The following is a 13,563-nucleotide window of genomic DNA, read 5'->3' on the forward strand; positions in this document are numbered from 1 at the left end:
GCAAGCACCCTCACGGCTCTGTGACCCGGTGGCGTTACTTCAACGCCTCCTGTGCGATCTGATCAAACCGCTGGTCCAGCTCCTCTGCAAGCGCCATCAGCCTGTCGCCGCCTTCGTCCCGGTAGGGGGCAAAGACATGGCTTGGCCGCTTATACGAGAGCTGCGCCGTGCCGCCCGGCATTTCGGTGACATAGAGGCGGATCGGGGCTTCGATCATGGCGGCGGTCGAGGTTTCCAGAATGTTGACCGCAAAGACATTGTTGAAAACGCCGATGACCCGGTTGCCCGGAATGGTGATCCCGCGCGCCGCTGCAGCGCCGGTGGGGCCGGCCTGCGTGACGATGGCCAGATCGCTGGCCCGCACCGCCGCCTGCGTATCCTGCAACAACTGCTGGTAGGATTTCGCCGTGTCGTGCACCTCCCAGCTTGGGCGGGCAGACACCTCTCCGGCGATGCTTGCCTGCGCGCTCAGGGTGACGGTCGAAAAGGCCAGTCCGGACAGCATTGGCAGACTGAAGGCAAGTGCGACGAGGATTGGGCGCAGGTTCATCATGGGCTCCGTTGTTTTGTGGAGCCACAAGCCTAACCCGGATTGCAATCACGCAGGTGTCACATCCCCGTGCTGCTGACTATGCCCCGTCGGGAGGTTGGGCGGCATCAGCAAAGAAAAACGCGCCCCTTTTGAGGGCGCGTTGAATGCTTTGTTCATGCCAAGGGTAAAGATTACATGGCGATCTTGCCGCCGCCCTTTTTCGTAACCACGACGACCGAGGGCCGCGGCGGCATCTTGGGATCAAAGTCGGGCCAGCGGGTGGCCGGATCCTCAAAAGTCGAGGCGCGCTCGAAGCCTTTCAGAGCCTTGGTGCCATCGGTGCCGGGGTGCTGCACCGCCAGGAACAGGGTTTCGCCGTTGTCGGTGAAGTAGGGGCCGCAGAGCTCCCCGCCGACGGGGCAGCGGAAGAACAGCTTGGACGTGCCACGCAGATCGCCTTCGGTCTCGACGCCATAAAGGCCATCGGATTTGCCGGTCTTGCCCCATTTGCTGCCCTGGTCGGTCGAGACCCAAAGGCGGCCATCGGCGTCAAAGGCGCAGTTGTCCGGGGAGCCGAACCAGCCGTTCGCGCTGGTTTCAGGGTTCCACTGGGCGCCGACCTCGGCCAGTTCGGGATCGCCGCATTTCACCAGGATCGACCAGGTGCCACGGGTGGCTGCGTGATCGCCGCCTTCTTCCTTCACTTCGATGATGTGACCGAAGTTGGATTTCGCCCGGGGGTTGGCCGCGTTGACCTGCTCTTCCTTACGCTTGGAGTTGTTGGTCAGCATGATGTAGGCGGTGCCGTCGCCGCGCGGCTGCGCGTCTTCGGGGCGGTCCATCGGGGTGGCACCCAGGGCATCGGCAGCAAGGCGGGTGTCGATCAGAACATCGGCCTGGCTGGCAAAGCCGTTCTCGGCGGTCAGCGGGCCGGTGCCATGCACCAGCGGCATCCACTCAACGCTGCCGTCTTCATCAAAGCGGGCTACAAAGAGGGTCCCGTCGCTGAGCAGGGCGCTGTTGGCGGCGGCATCGTCGGACACTACGCCGTTCGAGACATATTTGTACTGGTAGTCAAAGCGGTTGTCGTCGCCCATGTAGACGACCAGCTTGCCCGAAGAGGAAACAGTGGTTTCGGCGCCTTCGTGGCGGAAGCGGCCAAGGGCGGTGTGCTTCACAGGCTTGGCACCCGGATTGCGCGGATCGACTTCAACAACCCAGCCAAAGCGGTTGGGTTCATTGGGCTCCTTGTCGATATTGAAGCGGTCGTAGAACTTGCCCCAGGCATACCAGCGGCCCGGCACGCCGTAGCGTTTCATGTTCTTGGCTTCGGGCTGGGCCGAGATATCGGGTTTGCCGTCGCCGTCGACCGAATCGGTCCAGAAATAGCCGTGGAAGTTCTCTTCGGCCATCAGGTAGGTGCCCCAAGGCGTCATGCCGCCGGCGCAGTTGTTGAGCGTGCCGATGACCGACATACCCGAAGGATCGGCGTTGGTTTTCATCCGGTCATGACCGGCGGCGGGGCCGTCGATGGTCATCTCGGTATTGAGCGGCGTGATGCGGCGGTTCATCTTGCCATCGCGCACCACGGCCCATTTGCCGTCTGCACCCTTGGCGATTTCCACAACGGTGCCACCATGGGCGGCCATTTCGATGTCGACCAGCTCCTTGGTCATGCCTTCAAAGCCTGCCTTGTCCTGGCGGCCAAGGCCCGGGAACATGACCTCTTCATTGGTGTATTCGTGGTTCACGCAGAGCAGGCCGCGGGTGCCTTCGGCGTTCAGCGGGGTGAAACCGACGTAGTCGTTGTTGTAGCCGAACTGCTTCAGCTGGGCTTCGGCACTCTGGTTCATCACGTCGAATTCCGGGGCATCGGCGGTGATCGGATCGCCCCAGCGCAGCAGAACGTCGGCGTCATAGCCATCGGCGATATGGTGGGTTTCGTCGTTGCCCCAGGTCAGTTCCTCGAAGTTGTAGCGGCTGCCACCGTGGCCACCGGCGGTGGCTTCGTTCGGAGCGATCAGGGCCGAGGTGCCGAACAGGGCGGTGGTGGCGGAGACGCCCAGCATGCCCTTCAGCAGGTCGCGACGGCCATAGCGGGCGTTGATCACATCGCCGATGGTGCGTTCAAGCCGAGGATTGGTAGGGATGTCGTCAAAGGCTTCATAGGCTTCCGCCTTGTTGCCGATTTCGGGATCGTTGATGATTTGCTTGCGGTCCATGGCTTGCTCCAAAGTTCCAGATGCCGACGGTGCGTCGTCGCGTGCTAAGTTGCGCGGACCTGTAACAATTGCGTGACGTGCTCCAAGGTTTTACCAAACCGTTACAACTTGGGCCGTTTTTCGCCTGTTCGCGATACTTTATCCGGAGCTGATGCCCCGTATATCAAGCTGTGGCGGCGTCGGCGAAGGGGCGAATCCAGATCACTCGGCGGGGCGGAAGCCTTCGATCAGCTGCCGCAGGCCAATCGCCGCCCCGGCAAAAATCGCCAGGAAGGTGACCGGCGCGGAAACGGCCAGCAGCGAAAAGGCGCTGAGCCCCTGACCGACGGTGCAGCCCATGGCGATGACGGCACCTGCGCCCATGATGCCCGCACCCACGATCTGGCGGCGCAATTCGCGGGGGTCTTCGCAGGCCTCCCAGCGAAAATGCCCCTTGATCAGCGAGCCGATGAAGGCCCCGGCCCAGACTCCTGCGATGGAGCCGACGGCAAAGGACAAGGGGCGCAGGCTGCCGGTCATGGTCCACAAAATAGTCTCGCCCAGAGGGGCAGAAAAGGAATGCGACACCACCGGGAGGGCTTCGAAACCGGTCTGGTTGACCTCGCTGGTCAGGCCCCAGCCCGAAACGATGGCAAGGCCGACGATCACGGACCAGAAGACCGCGCTCTTGTCTTGACGCAGTTCGCGTCCGCAAAGCGCGGCGATGACCAGCACGGCGCCGACGGTAAGCCCGATGGTGTGCAGTGGCAGACCCGTCAGGGCAGCGGCGTGATGGGCCAGCCCGGGGGGAATATCGGTCGTGACCTGATGCTGCTCAAAGAAGAAATTGCGCAAGGGCGCAAGCGGACCGGAAAGAACCACATAGGTGGACACGCCCATGACCAGCACGATGACGAAACTGCGCAGATCACCACCGCCCAGTCGGGCGATAGCGCCATAGCCGCAATTGCCGCTAAGCGCCATTCCGTAGCCGAACATCAAACCCCCGATGATTGAAGCCAGAGGCATCCATCTGATGCTGAGGTAGAAACTTTCGCTTTCATCCATAAGTCCTGCTGCGATAAGGGAAAAGCTGCCGATAACGGCGACGCCGATTGCCAATATCCACATACGCATGCGCAGGGTGGAGCCGCCATAAAGAACGTCCTCGATCGCGCCAAGCGTGCAGAACCTGCCCAGCCGGGCAGCAAGGCCAAGAAGGATTCCGCCTACGAGGCCTGCAATGGCCGCCAGGTGATGTTCTGTCAGCATATCAAACATGAGACGCCCCTCCCGGCAGGTTTCCTATCTTTCGAGTCATGCAGAAAGGAGGTGTGCGATGCAAGCGGCATCGCGCTGTCGCCGCCTGCTGTCGATGGGCAGGTGGTCAGCTATGGGAGCTCGGGAACGCAACGGGGCGGACAGATGTTGAAGGATCTACAGGTCGCTCAGGCCGTGCGTATCTTGCTGGCTCCAGACCGGGACAAGACGGGTAGGGCAGGGAAAAAATCTAGGTCGTGCTCAGTTGCAGAAGAGGTCGTAGACCACTTCGAGGATGCGGCGCGGACGGTCGTCTGCCAGCCGGTAGTAGATGGCCTTGCCGTCGCGGCGCGGCACTACCAGACCCTCAAGGCGCAGGCGGGACAGTTGCTGCGATACCGCTGCCTGACGCGCCGAAAGCAGCTCTTCCAGCTCGGTGACGGATTTCTCGCCGGTGACCAGATGGCACAGGATCATGAGACGACCTTCGTGGCTGATCGCCTTGAGGAAATTGGACGCCGTGGTGGCGTTGTCCATCATCTTCTCAAGATCGTCATCTGCCATGTCTACCGAAAATTGCGGCAACCCCATCGCTCATTCTCCTTTGTGGCGGGCCGAATGGCCCCGCACATCTATACTTGTCCCAATCAGCCAGACGTGTCGGTCTCCAAACCGGTCAGCTGTCGCCCACTTCTCCATCCGGCGCAAAGTCTGCATGATCGCGCAGCAGCGCCTCCAGCAGGGGCCAGAAAAAATCGGCCCCCGGATATCCTTCGAGCCGGGCCTTCTCATGACCGTCCTCCACAATCAAGAAGGTCGGGGTAAAAAGAACGCGACGAGTTGTTTCCAAGTCATCCGGCATATTGCGCAGATCCACCCGGCGCAGCGGCGCAAAGGCGCCTTCGGCCGTTTTGGGATAGATCGGTGCGATTTCTTCGTTCCAGCGCGCGCACCATTCGCAGCCATGCTGTTCGACCATCACCAGTTCCACTGCCCGGGCAGGTAGGCTGAGCGTGCACAGCACAAAAAAACCGGCCAGCAACCGGCGCAGCAGCAGCAAGGGCCGCAGAGGAACTGTGGACGCAAAAACCATGATGAAGCCGTTCGAAGCCGTTGACGAAGGTGCAGTGAGTAGGTTCTTTATGTAACACAACTTAATTTGAATATGTGAATGAGACAAGGCGCGCCGTCCCCGAATATCGGCTAATGCGCCCAAAAAAGGAGCTGAGATGCTCGAAATATCGTACTTTGGGGCCCTGTTTGCCGGTTTGTTGAGCTTTTTCACGCCCTGCATCCTGCCGATGGTGCCTTTTTATCTGTCCTACATGGGCGGGCTTTCGATGGCTGAACTGCGCGGCGACGGGCGCATTGCGCCGGGGGCGCAGCGCCGACTGGTGATCTCTGCGCTGTGTTTCGCAGCCGGTGTCACCACGGTGTTCATGCTGATGGGCATGGGAGCTACCGCGCTGGGGCAGTTGTTCGGGCGCTACATGGATATTCTGGCCTATGGCGCCGCCGGGGTGCTGGTCCTGTTCGGCCTGCATTTCCTGGGCGTGATGCGCATTCCGCTCCTATACCGCGAGGCACGCATGGAAAGCTCGGCCGAGCCTTCCACGCTGATCGGGGCCTATCTGATGGGGCTGGCCTTTGGCTTTGGCTGGACTCCCTGCGTGGGACCGGCGCTGGCGTCGATCCTGATGATCGCCTCCGGCATGGGGGACATCTGGCGCGGTGGCCTGCTCTTGCTGGTCTACGGTGTTGGAATGACAGCGCCTTTCGTCGTTGCCGCCCTGTTCGCAAAGCCGTTCCTAGCCTGGGTGGCGCGGCACCGGACCGCTTTTGCTTGGGTGGAAAAGGCGATGGGGGTTATGCTGATCCTGTTCGCTGTGCTGATTGTCACCGGAGGTGTCAGCTACATTGCCGATGCAATGATCCGCTGGATGCCCGGACTGTCCACAATTGGCTGACTGTCACCATAAATGGGAGAGACAAGGCAATGAATAGATTACTCAAAATGATTTCCGCACCGCTTGCCGCGCTGGCGCTTCCGGTGCTTCTGGCCGGGCCGGTGGCAGCGGTCGAGGTGGGCGACGACGGCCTTCATAAAACCGCATGGATGCGTGACACCTTCAAGGACCTTCAGGAAGACCTTGCCGAGGCGAATGCAGAGGGCAAGCGGCTGGTTCTTTTCTTTGAGCAGCGGGGCTGCATTTACTGCGCCAAGATGCACGAGGAGGTGTTCCCGCGTCCGGAAGTCAGCAACTACATCGAAGAGAATTATTTCGTCGTTCAGCTGAACCTGCACGGCTCCACCGAGGTGACGGATTTCGACGGCGAAACCCTGCAGGAGCGGGAGATGGCGCGGAAGTGGAACGTGCTGTTCACGCCGACGATTCTTTTCCTGCCGGAAGAGGTGCCCGAGGATCAGACCGCGGTGCAGGCGGCCGTTTCCATCATGCCGGGGGCCTTTGGGGCGGGGACCACGCTCGATATGTTCACTTGGGTCAACGAGAAGCGGTACGAGCTTGATAATGGGGAGGATTTCCAAAGGTATCACGCGCGCCGCATTCAGGAGCGCAACAATGGATCAACAGACTGATCCTTTACGCAAGAGAATTAAAATTCACATTAATGAATTTGTTGTTGCGTCCCAGGCCTTCGGTGGCCTACGGTATGCAATAGCTAAGCAGGCCACTTCGCGGTGGCAGCCAACGGGAGGAACCATGAAGAGACTATCTCTGACACTGGCCATGTGTCTGGCCGGGACCATGTCGCAGGCGGGCGAAGTCGCGCCGAAAGACGTGAAATTCACCGAAGATGGCGCAATTGCCGAATCGTTGACAGGTGTTGCTGGCGACGCGGCCAACGGTGCGATCATCGCCGGGACCAAGTCCAAGGGGAACTGCGTGGCCTGTCATCAGGTGACTGCACTGGCTGACGTGCCCTTCCACGGCGAAATCGGCCCCATGCTGGACGGCGCGGGGGAGCGCTGGAGCGAAGCTGAGCTGCGTGGCCTCGTGGCGAATGCAAAAATGACCTTCGAGGGCACCATGATGCCTGCGTTCTACAAGGTCGACGGGTTTATCCGTCCGGGCGATGCCTACACCGGTAAGGCGGGCGCAGAGCCGCTGCCGCCGATCCTGACCGCCCAGGAGATTGAAGATGTCGTCGCTTTCCTCGCGACGCTGAAAGAAGAGTGAGACAGCAGCTTCCAGCTGCTTGTCCGAGCGAAGTCAAAGGAGACAAATGATGGAGTTCTCACGTCGCGAAACCCTGGCGATGGGCCTGGGCGCCGCCGTGCTGACGGTTCTGCCCTACCGCCTGAGCGCATCGGCAGACGATAAGATCGCCGAGTTCACCGGCGGTGCCGATATGGCCGACAGCGGTATTGAACTGACTGCGCCGGAGATTGCCGAAAATGGCAACACCGTGCCGATTTCGGTCAACGCCCCCGGCGCGACCGCGATCATGGTTCTGGCCACCGGCAACCCGACCCCCGGCGTTGCAACCTTCAACTTCGGCCCCGGTGCCGCCAGCCAGTCCGCATCCACCCGGATCCGCCTTGCTGGTACCCAGGACGTCGTGGCCATTGCCAAAATGGCAGACGGCAGCTTTGCCAAGGCAAGCGCCGCTGTGAAAGTGACCATCGGAGGCTGCGGCGGCTGATCGCCCCGCATCCCTTTCCGAATTCAAGGAGTTAAGACATGGCATCCGGTGTAAAACCCCGCGTCAAGGTCCCGAAGAAAGCCGCTGCTGGCGAAGCCGTCACCATCAAGACGCTGATCAGCCACAAGATGGAAAGCGGCCAGCGTAAGGACAAGGAAGGCAACGTCATTCCGCGTTCGATCATCAACCGTTTCACTTGCGAGTTTAACGGCGCCATGGTGATCGACGTCACGATGGAACCGGCGATTTCCACCAACCCTTACATTGAATTTGAAGCCACCGTGCCTGAAGCAGGCGACTTCAAATTCACATGGTATGACGATGATGGATCCGTCTACGACACGGCGAAGTCGATCAAGATCGCCTGATCCTTTCCGGATCTCAAAGGCAAGCGTCTCGTCCGCCACTCCGGCGGGCGAGGCGGATACCCAAGGGAGGATATGGAATGAAATATAAGGCACTCACTGCCATTGCCGCCGTGCTGGCCCTGCCGATGGCCGCCTTCGCCGGCGCAGACGACGACACGCTCGTGGTGAACGAAGAGATCGAAATGGTCACCAAGACTGCGGCCCCGGCTGCAGTCGCTGACGCATTGGACGAAGTCATGTCTGGCTGGCACTTCCGCTCGGACGAGACCCAAGCCCTGCAGATGGACGATTTTGAAAACCCCGCGATGGTCTTTGTTGATCAGGCGATGGACAGCTGGGAAACCGTCGAAGGATCCGAAGGCAAGTCCTGCGCGTCCTGCCACGACGATGTTGCCGACAGCATGAAAGGCGTGCGCGCAGTCTATCCCAAGTGGAACGAAGAAGCTGGCGAAGTCCGCACCCTGGCCATGCAGATCAACGACTGCCGCGAAAACCAGATGGGCGCCGACAAGTGGAAATACACTGGCGGTGACATGGCGTCGATGGAGGCTCTGATCTCTGTCCAGTCGCGTGGCATGCCCGTCAACGTTGCCACCGATGGTCCGGTTCAGGCGATGTGGGAAAAAGGTAAGGAAATGTATTACACGCGTACCGGCCAGCTCGAGCTGTCCTGCGCGAACTGCCATGAAGACAACTATGGCAACATGATCCGCGCCGACCACCTGAGCCAAGGCCAGATCAATGGCTTCCCGGCCTACCGCCTGAAAAACGCCAAGCTGAACACCGTTCATGCACGTTTCAAAGGCTGCGTACGTGATACCCGCGCCGAAACCTACAAGCCCGGTTCGCAGGATTTCGTCGCACTTGAGCTTTATGTCGCTTCGCGCGGCAACGGCCTGTCGGTCGAAGGACCGTCTGTCCGTAACTAAACCCGGAACGACCCCGTGCCAGTTCATGGTGCGGGGTCTTTCGTTCTTTCAATATTCACACATGCGAATATGTCGTATGTTTACACAGGATATCAGAGTACCATGATCTCGCGCCGTGATTTTCTGCAGGTTTCGATGGCCGCCTCTGCCCTGGTCGGGGCATCTGGTTTTGGCAATTGGGGGCGTCTTGCGGCGCAGCAAAGCCTGACTCAGGATCAATTGCTGGAGTTTGATACCTTCGGCAATATCAGCATCATCCATGTCACCGACATTCATGCGCAGCTGAAACCGATCTATTTCCGTGAACCCTCGATCAACCTCGGGGTGGGCGCGAACAAGGGTCAGGTGCCGCATATCACCGGTGCCGACTTCCGCAAGGCCTATGGCATCGCGGATGGCAGTCCTTCCGCTTACGCGCTCACCTATGACGATTTTTCCTCCCTCGCCAAAGGATACGGGCGCGTAGGCGGTCTGGACCGCATGTCGACAGTGATCAATGCCATCCGGGCCGACCGCCCCGATGCGTTGCTGCTGGACGGCGGCGACACCTGGCACGGCTCCATGACCTGTCACAAGACCGAAGGTCAGGACATGGTCAATGTCATGAACGCGCTGAAACCGGATGCGATGACCTTCCACTGGGAGTTCACGCTGGGCTCTGACCGTGTGAATGAGATCGTCGAAGGTCTGCCCTTTGCGGCGCTGGGGCAGAATATCTTTGACTCGGAATGGGACGAACCGGCCGAGCTGTTCAAGCCGTACAAGTTCTTCGAACGCGGCGGCGCCAAGGTTGCCGTCATCGGTCAGGCCTTCCCCTATATGCCGATCGCCAACCCCGGCTGGATGTTCCCGGAATACTCCTTCGGGATCCGTGACGAGCATATGCAGGAGATGGTGGACGAGGTCCGCGCAGCGGGCGCTGACGTGGTGGTCTGCCTGTCGCACAACGGTTTCGACGTGGACAAGAAGATGGCCAGCGTTGTCACCGGCATCGACGTGATCCTGTCGGGCCACACCCACGATGCGCTGCCCGAACCGGTGCTGGTGGGCACGACCCACATCATCGCCTCCGGTTCCAACGGCAAATTCGTCTCCCGCGTGGATCTGGACGTGCGCGATGGTCAGATGATGGGGCTGAAGCACAAGCTGATCCCGATCTTCTCGGATGTCATCGCGCCCGATCCTGTGATCTCCAAGCTGATCGACGAACAGCGCGCGCCGTTCAAGGCCGAACTGGAAGAGGTGATCGGCCAGACCGACTCGCTGCTCTATCGCCGCGGCAACTTCAACGGCACCTGGGACGATCTGATCTGCGATGCGCTGCTGAGCGAGCGGGAAGCTGATATCGCCATGTCGCCCGGCGTGCGCTGGGGCCCGTCGCTGGTACCTGGTGACGACATCACCCGCGAAGACATCTGGAACGTCACTTCTATGAGCTATGGCGCAGCCTATCGCAGCGAGATGACCGGTGAATTCATCAAGGTGATCCTGGAAGACGTGGCTGACAACATCTTCAACCCGGACCCCTATTACCAGCAGGGCGGCGACATGGTGCGCATCGGTGGCATGGGCTACCGCATCGACATCACCAAACCGCAGGGCGAACGGATCACCGAGATGACGCTGCTGAAGAACGGTGAGGCGATCGATCCGGCGAAGACCTACATGGTCGCAGGCTGGGCCAGCGTCAACGAAGGCACCGAAGGTCCGCAGATCTGGGACGTTGTCGAAAACCACATCAAGAAAATGGGCACCGTCACGGTCAACCCGAACAACTCGGTCAAGGTGGTCGGCGCTTAATCAGCGCCGCCGCCTGACGGGCAAATTTTGCGCCGATGAGGCCCTGCCAGGGCACTCATCTAAATATGGAGGCATGAACAAGATGAGCGATAATTCAAAGGGTTTCACCCCGTCGCGCCGTCAGTTTCTGGCGGGTGCGGCTGCGGCCGGGGCCGGATCTGCGGTTGCTGGTGCGGCCCAGGCGGCCGGGCCTGACCCGCTGATCACGGAAGTCCAGGAATGGGCCAGCGGCTTGGGTGATGGCGTCGACGCCACCCCCTATGGTCTTCCGATCAGCTATGAATCGGATGTGATCCGCCGCAACGTGGAATGGCTGACCGCCGATACGATTTCGTCGATCAACTTTACCCCGATCCACGCGCTGGATGGCACCATCACGCCGCAGGGTTGTGCGTTCGAACGTCACCACTCGGGCGCGATCGAGCTGAAGAAAGAAGACTACCGCCTGATGATCAACGGTCTGGTCGACACGCCGCTGGTCTTCTCCTACGCAGATCTGGAGCGTTTCCCGCGTGAAAACCGCGTCTACTTCTGCGAATGCGCGGCGAACTCGGGCATGGAATGGGCGGGTGCCCAGCTGAACGGTGCCCAGTTCACCCACGGCATGATCCACAACATGGAATATTCCGGCGTCAGCCTACGCACGCTGCTGGAAGAGGCCGGTCTGGATGCTGCAGGCGATCTGAAGGACAAATGGGTCTATGTGGAAGGCGCCGATGCCTCCTCCAACGGCCGTTCGATCCCAATGGACAAGGCGCTGGACGACGTTCTGGTGGCTTTCAAGGCCAACGGCGAAGCCCTGCGCAAAGAGCACGGCTATCCGGTGCGTCTGGTCGTTCCCGGCTGGGAAGGCAACATGTGGGTCAAGTGGCTGCGTCGCATCGAAGTCACCAACGGCCCGGTTGAATCCCGCGAGGAAACCTCGAAGTACACCGACACGCTGGCCGACGGCACCAGCCGCAAATGGACCTGGGAAATGGATGCGAAATCCGTTGTCACCAGCCCCAGCCCGCAGTCGCCGATCACCCACGGCAAGGGGCCGCTGGTCATCACCGGTCTGGCCTGGTCCGGTCGCGGCCACATCACCGGCGTTGACGTCTCCATTGATGGCGGCAAAACCTGGAATGAGGCCCGCCTTGCGGCGCCCGGAACCGATAAGGCGCTGACGCGCTTCTACCTCGATATTGACTGGGACGGTCAGGAAATGTTCCTGCAAAGCCGCGCCCGCGACAGCTCGGGCTATGTGCAGCCGACCAAGACCCAGCTGCGCGACGTGCGTGGTCTGAACTCGATCTATCACAACAATTCCATCCAGACCTGGTGGGTGAAGGCAAACGGAGAGGCGGAAAATGTCGAAGTTTCCTAATCTGATCGCAGCAACAGCAGTGGCCACCGCCTTGGCGGTGCCTGCCTATGCAGAGAAATTCGGACTGGGCCGTCCGGCGCTGCCCGAAGAGATCGCCGCATGGAATCAGGACGTCAGCCCCGATGGGACCGGCCTGCCCGAAGGTTCCGGTGATGTCTTCACCGGCGAAGAGGTCTTTGCCGAGAAATGCGCGGTTTGCCACGGCGATTTCGCCGAGGGTGTCGACAACTGGCCGAAACTGGCTGGTGGCGCAGACACACTGGACCACGAGGACCCGCTGAAGACCGTGGGTTCTTACTGGCCGCATCTGTCGACTACCTGGGACTACGTGAACCGCTCGATGCCCTTTGGTGCGGCGCAGACGCTGGAACCGGATGAGGTCTATGCCATCGTGGCCTATATCCTGTACTCCAACGATCTGGTGGATGACGAGTTCACCCTGTCGAACGAGAACTTCCTGGATGTGGAAATGCCCAACGCGGATGGCTTCATCGTCGATGACCGCCTGACCTCCGAAGCGCATTTCTGGACCGACACGCCTTGCATGGAAAACTGCAAGGACAGCGTGGAAATCACCATGCGTGCGGCGGTTCTGGACGTGACCCCAGACGAAACCGGCGAAGTCCCTCCGGCGGAAACCGGTGAAGCCGTGGTTGAAGAGGCCAAGGCGGAAGAGCCTGCCGCCGCTGAGCCGGTGGAAGAGGTTGCCGCGCTGGACCCTGAACTGGTTGCAGATGGCGAAAAGGTCTTCAAAAAGTGTAAGTCTTGCCACCAGGTGGGTGACAAAGCCAAGAACAAGACCGGTCCGGTTCTGAACGGAATCGTTGGTCACGCTGCTGGTGCTGTGGAAGGCTTCCGTTATTCCAAGGCCATGAAGTCGGCCAATGAAGACGGTCTGGTCTGGACCGAAGACGAGCTTTCTGCCTTCCTGGCAAAGCCGAAGAAATACATGAAAAAGACCAAAATGTCCTTTGCTGGGCTGAAGAAAGACGACGACATCGAAGCGGTCATCGCCTATCTGAAGTCCTTCGGCGGCTGATGGTCTGACGGCCATATGGTTCTGGCATTGCCGCTCTTCATGGGGCGGCGGGGCCGGGCAGTCCACCTGGCAATACATCTCTGAAAACAGGCGCGGATCGTTTCCGCGCCTGTTTATTATTGTCGATCAGGATTGATTGTTGGCTGGGTCGCTGTGGTTCGCGCATCCGCGAACAAAGGCATAGGAATTTGCTATGATTGCTATCAGTAAAAATAACTTATTTTTATCACACGGATTTGTTAGAACGTTTCTAGGTTAAGGGAGGGAAGCCTTTAGGGCTGCGGATCCGATTTGCGTTTCTGCACTCCACGCAAAGGCTCTTCTCCTGACAGACACTTGTCCTTCTGGAATGGCCCATTCCGGGGCAGGTGTCGCGCCACGACGACAGAAACGTAGCAATAA

14 protein-coding genes are annotated in these 13,563 nt (G+C 60.0%); 9 read left to right on the top strand and 5 right to left on the bottom strand.

Annotated features, from left to right (window positions below; genetic code table 11):
- Window positions 1–34 precede the first annotated feature (34 nt).
- From SM766_RS13090 to SM766_RS13110, 5 genes are all read right to left on the bottom strand, one after another.
- On the bottom strand, window positions 35–505 hold the full coding sequence (locus tag SM766_RS13090; protein ID WP_368948179.1) for a DUF302 domain-containing protein: 471 nt from the start codon (window positions 503–505) through the stop codon (window positions 35–37).
- A gap of 218 nt (window positions 506–723) precedes the next feature.
- Window positions 724–2,754 carry a PhoX family protein gene (locus SM766_RS13095; protein ID WP_368948052.1) on the bottom strand — a complete coding sequence of 677 codons (2,031 nt, stop codon included), beginning with the start codon at window positions 2,752–2,754 and terminating at the stop codon, window positions 724–726.
- Window positions 2,755–2,955: 201 nt separating this feature from the next.
- Window positions 2,956–4,014, bottom strand: a complete 1,059-nt coding sequence (locus SM766_RS13100; RefSeq protein ID WP_368948053.1) for a YeeE/YedE family protein — start codon at window positions 4,012–4,014, stop codon at window positions 2,956–2,958.
- A gap of 240 nt (window positions 4,015–4,254) precedes the next feature.
- Window positions 4,255–4,584, bottom strand: a complete 330-nt coding sequence (locus SM766_RS13105; protein ID WP_065270573.1) for an ArsR/SmtB family transcription factor — start codon at window positions 4,582–4,584, stop codon at window positions 4,255–4,257.
- 85 nt (window positions 4,585–4,669) lie between these two features.
- Window positions 4,670–5,086: a hypothetical protein gene (locus SM766_RS13110; RefSeq protein ID WP_065270572.1), complete on the bottom strand. Its 417-nt coding sequence runs from the start codon at window positions 5,084–5,086 to the stop codon at window positions 4,670–4,672.
- Between the two features lie 136 nt (window positions 5,087–5,222).
- Here SM766_RS13110 and SM766_RS13115 point away from each other — a divergent pair, with 136 nt between their 5' ends.
- The 9 genes from SM766_RS13115 (at window position 5,223) to SM766_RS13155 (ending at window position 13,161) form a co-directional block, all read left to right on the top strand.
- On the top strand, window positions 5,223–5,960 hold the full coding sequence (locus SM766_RS13115) for a cytochrome c biogenesis CcdA family protein (RefSeq protein WP_065270571.1): 738 nt from the start codon (window positions 5,223–5,225) through the stop codon (window positions 5,958–5,960).
- 29 nt (window positions 5,961–5,989) lie between these two features.
- The gene (locus tag SM766_RS13120; protein WP_065270570.1) at window positions 5,990–6,592 is read left to right on the top strand and encodes a thioredoxin family protein; all 603 of its coding nucleotides are present in this window, start codon (window positions 5,990–5,992) and stop codon (window positions 6,590–6,592) included.
- A 124-nt stretch (window positions 6,593–6,716) separates the two neighbouring features.
- Window positions 6,717–7,193, top strand: a complete 477-nt coding sequence (gene soxX / locus SM766_RS13125; RefSeq protein ID WP_065270569.1) for a sulfur oxidation c-type cytochrome SoxX — start codon at window positions 6,717–6,719, stop codon at window positions 7,191–7,193.
- Between the two features lie 49 nt (window positions 7,194–7,242).
- The gene (gene soxY / locus SM766_RS13130) at window positions 7,243–7,659 is read left to right on the top strand and encodes a thiosulfate oxidation carrier protein SoxY (protein ID WP_065273490.1); all 417 of its coding nucleotides are present in this window, start codon (window positions 7,243–7,245) and stop codon (window positions 7,657–7,659) included.
- Between the two features lie 38 nt (window positions 7,660–7,697).
- Entirely contained in the window at window positions 7,698–8,027 is a 330-nt protein-coding gene (gene soxZ / locus SM766_RS13135) for a thiosulfate oxidation carrier complex protein SoxZ (RefSeq protein WP_065270568.1), read from the top strand.
- 77 nt (window positions 8,028–8,104) lie between these two features.
- Entirely contained in the window at window positions 8,105–8,956 is an 852-nt protein-coding gene (gene soxA, locus SM766_RS13140; RefSeq protein WP_065270567.1) for a sulfur oxidation c-type cytochrome SoxA, read from the top strand.
- A gap of 102 nt (window positions 8,957–9,058) precedes the next feature.
- Entirely contained in the window at window positions 9,059–10,756 is a 1,698-nt protein-coding gene (soxB, locus tag SM766_RS13145; RefSeq protein ID WP_274829019.1) for a thiosulfohydrolase SoxB, read from the top strand.
- 82 nt (window positions 10,757–10,838) lie between these two features.
- Window positions 10,839–12,122 (top strand): sulfite dehydrogenase, encoded by a 1,284-nt coding sequence (soxC, locus tag SM766_RS13150; protein WP_065273489.1) that lies wholly within the window; start codon window positions 10,839–10,841, stop codon window positions 12,120–12,122.
- Window positions 12,106–13,161: a c-type cytochrome gene (locus SM766_RS13155; protein WP_368948054.1), complete on the top strand. Its 1,056-nt coding sequence runs from the start codon at window positions 12,106–12,108 to the stop codon at window positions 13,159–13,161. The genes soxC and SM766_RS13155 overlap by 17 nt, the downstream gene beginning before the upstream one ends.
- The last annotated feature ends 402 nt before the right edge of the window (window positions 13,162–13,563 follow it).

It is taken from the genome of Pseudophaeobacter sp. A-200-2 (assembly GCF_041008815.1).
GTDB classification, from domain to species: domain Bacteria; phylum Pseudomonadota; class Alphaproteobacteria; order Rhodobacterales; family Rhodobacteraceae; genus Phycobacter; species Phycobacter gallaeciensis_A.

Bases quoted from the DNA above. Each gene is read 5' to 3' on its own strand.
- SM766_RS13090 (WP_368948179.1), bottom strand. From the start codon at position 505: ATGCTGTCCGGACTGGCCTTTTCGACCGTCACCCTGAGCGCGCAGGCA.
- SM766_RS13095 (WP_368948052.1), bottom strand. From the start codon at position 2,754: ATGGACCGCAAGCAAATCATCAACGATCCCGAAATCGGCAACAAGGCG.
- SM766_RS13100 (WP_368948053.1), bottom strand. From the start codon at position 4,014: ATGTTTGATATGCTGACAGAACATCACCTGGCGGCCATTGCAGGCCTC.
- SM766_RS13105 (WP_065270573.1), bottom strand. From the start codon at position 4,584: ATGGGGTTGCCGCAATTTTCGGTAGACATGGCAGATGACGATCTTGAG.
- SM766_RS13110 (WP_065270572.1), bottom strand. From the start codon at position 5,086: ATGGTTTTTGCGTCCACAGTTCCTCTGCGGCCCTTGCTGCTGCTGCGC.
- SM766_RS13115 (WP_065270571.1), top strand. From the start codon at position 5,223: ATGCTCGAAATATCGTACTTTGGGGCCCTGTTTGCCGGTTTGTTGAGC.
- SM766_RS13120 (WP_065270570.1), top strand. From the start codon at position 5,990: ATGAATAGATTACTCAAAATGATTTCCGCACCGCTTGCCGCGCTGGCG.
- soxX (WP_065270569.1), top strand. From the start codon at position 6,717: ATGAAGAGACTATCTCTGACACTGGCCATGTGTCTGGCCGGGACCATG.
- soxY (WP_065273490.1), top strand. From the start codon at position 7,243: ATGGAGTTCTCACGTCGCGAAACCCTGGCGATGGGCCTGGGCGCCGCC.
- soxZ (WP_065270568.1), top strand. From the start codon at position 7,698: ATGGCATCCGGTGTAAAACCCCGCGTCAAGGTCCCGAAGAAAGCCGCT.
- soxA (WP_065270567.1), top strand. From the start codon at position 8,105: ATGAAATATAAGGCACTCACTGCCATTGCCGCCGTGCTGGCCCTGCCG.
- soxB (WP_274829019.1), top strand. From the start codon at position 9,059: ATGATCTCGCGCCGTGATTTTCTGCAGGTTTCGATGGCCGCCTCTGCC.
- soxC (WP_065273489.1), top strand. From the start codon at position 10,839: ATGAGCGATAATTCAAAGGGTTTCACCCCGTCGCGCCGTCAGTTTCTG.
- SM766_RS13155 (WP_368948054.1), top strand. From the start codon at position 12,106: ATGTCGAAGTTTCCTAATCTGATCGCAGCAACAGCAGTGGCCACCGCC.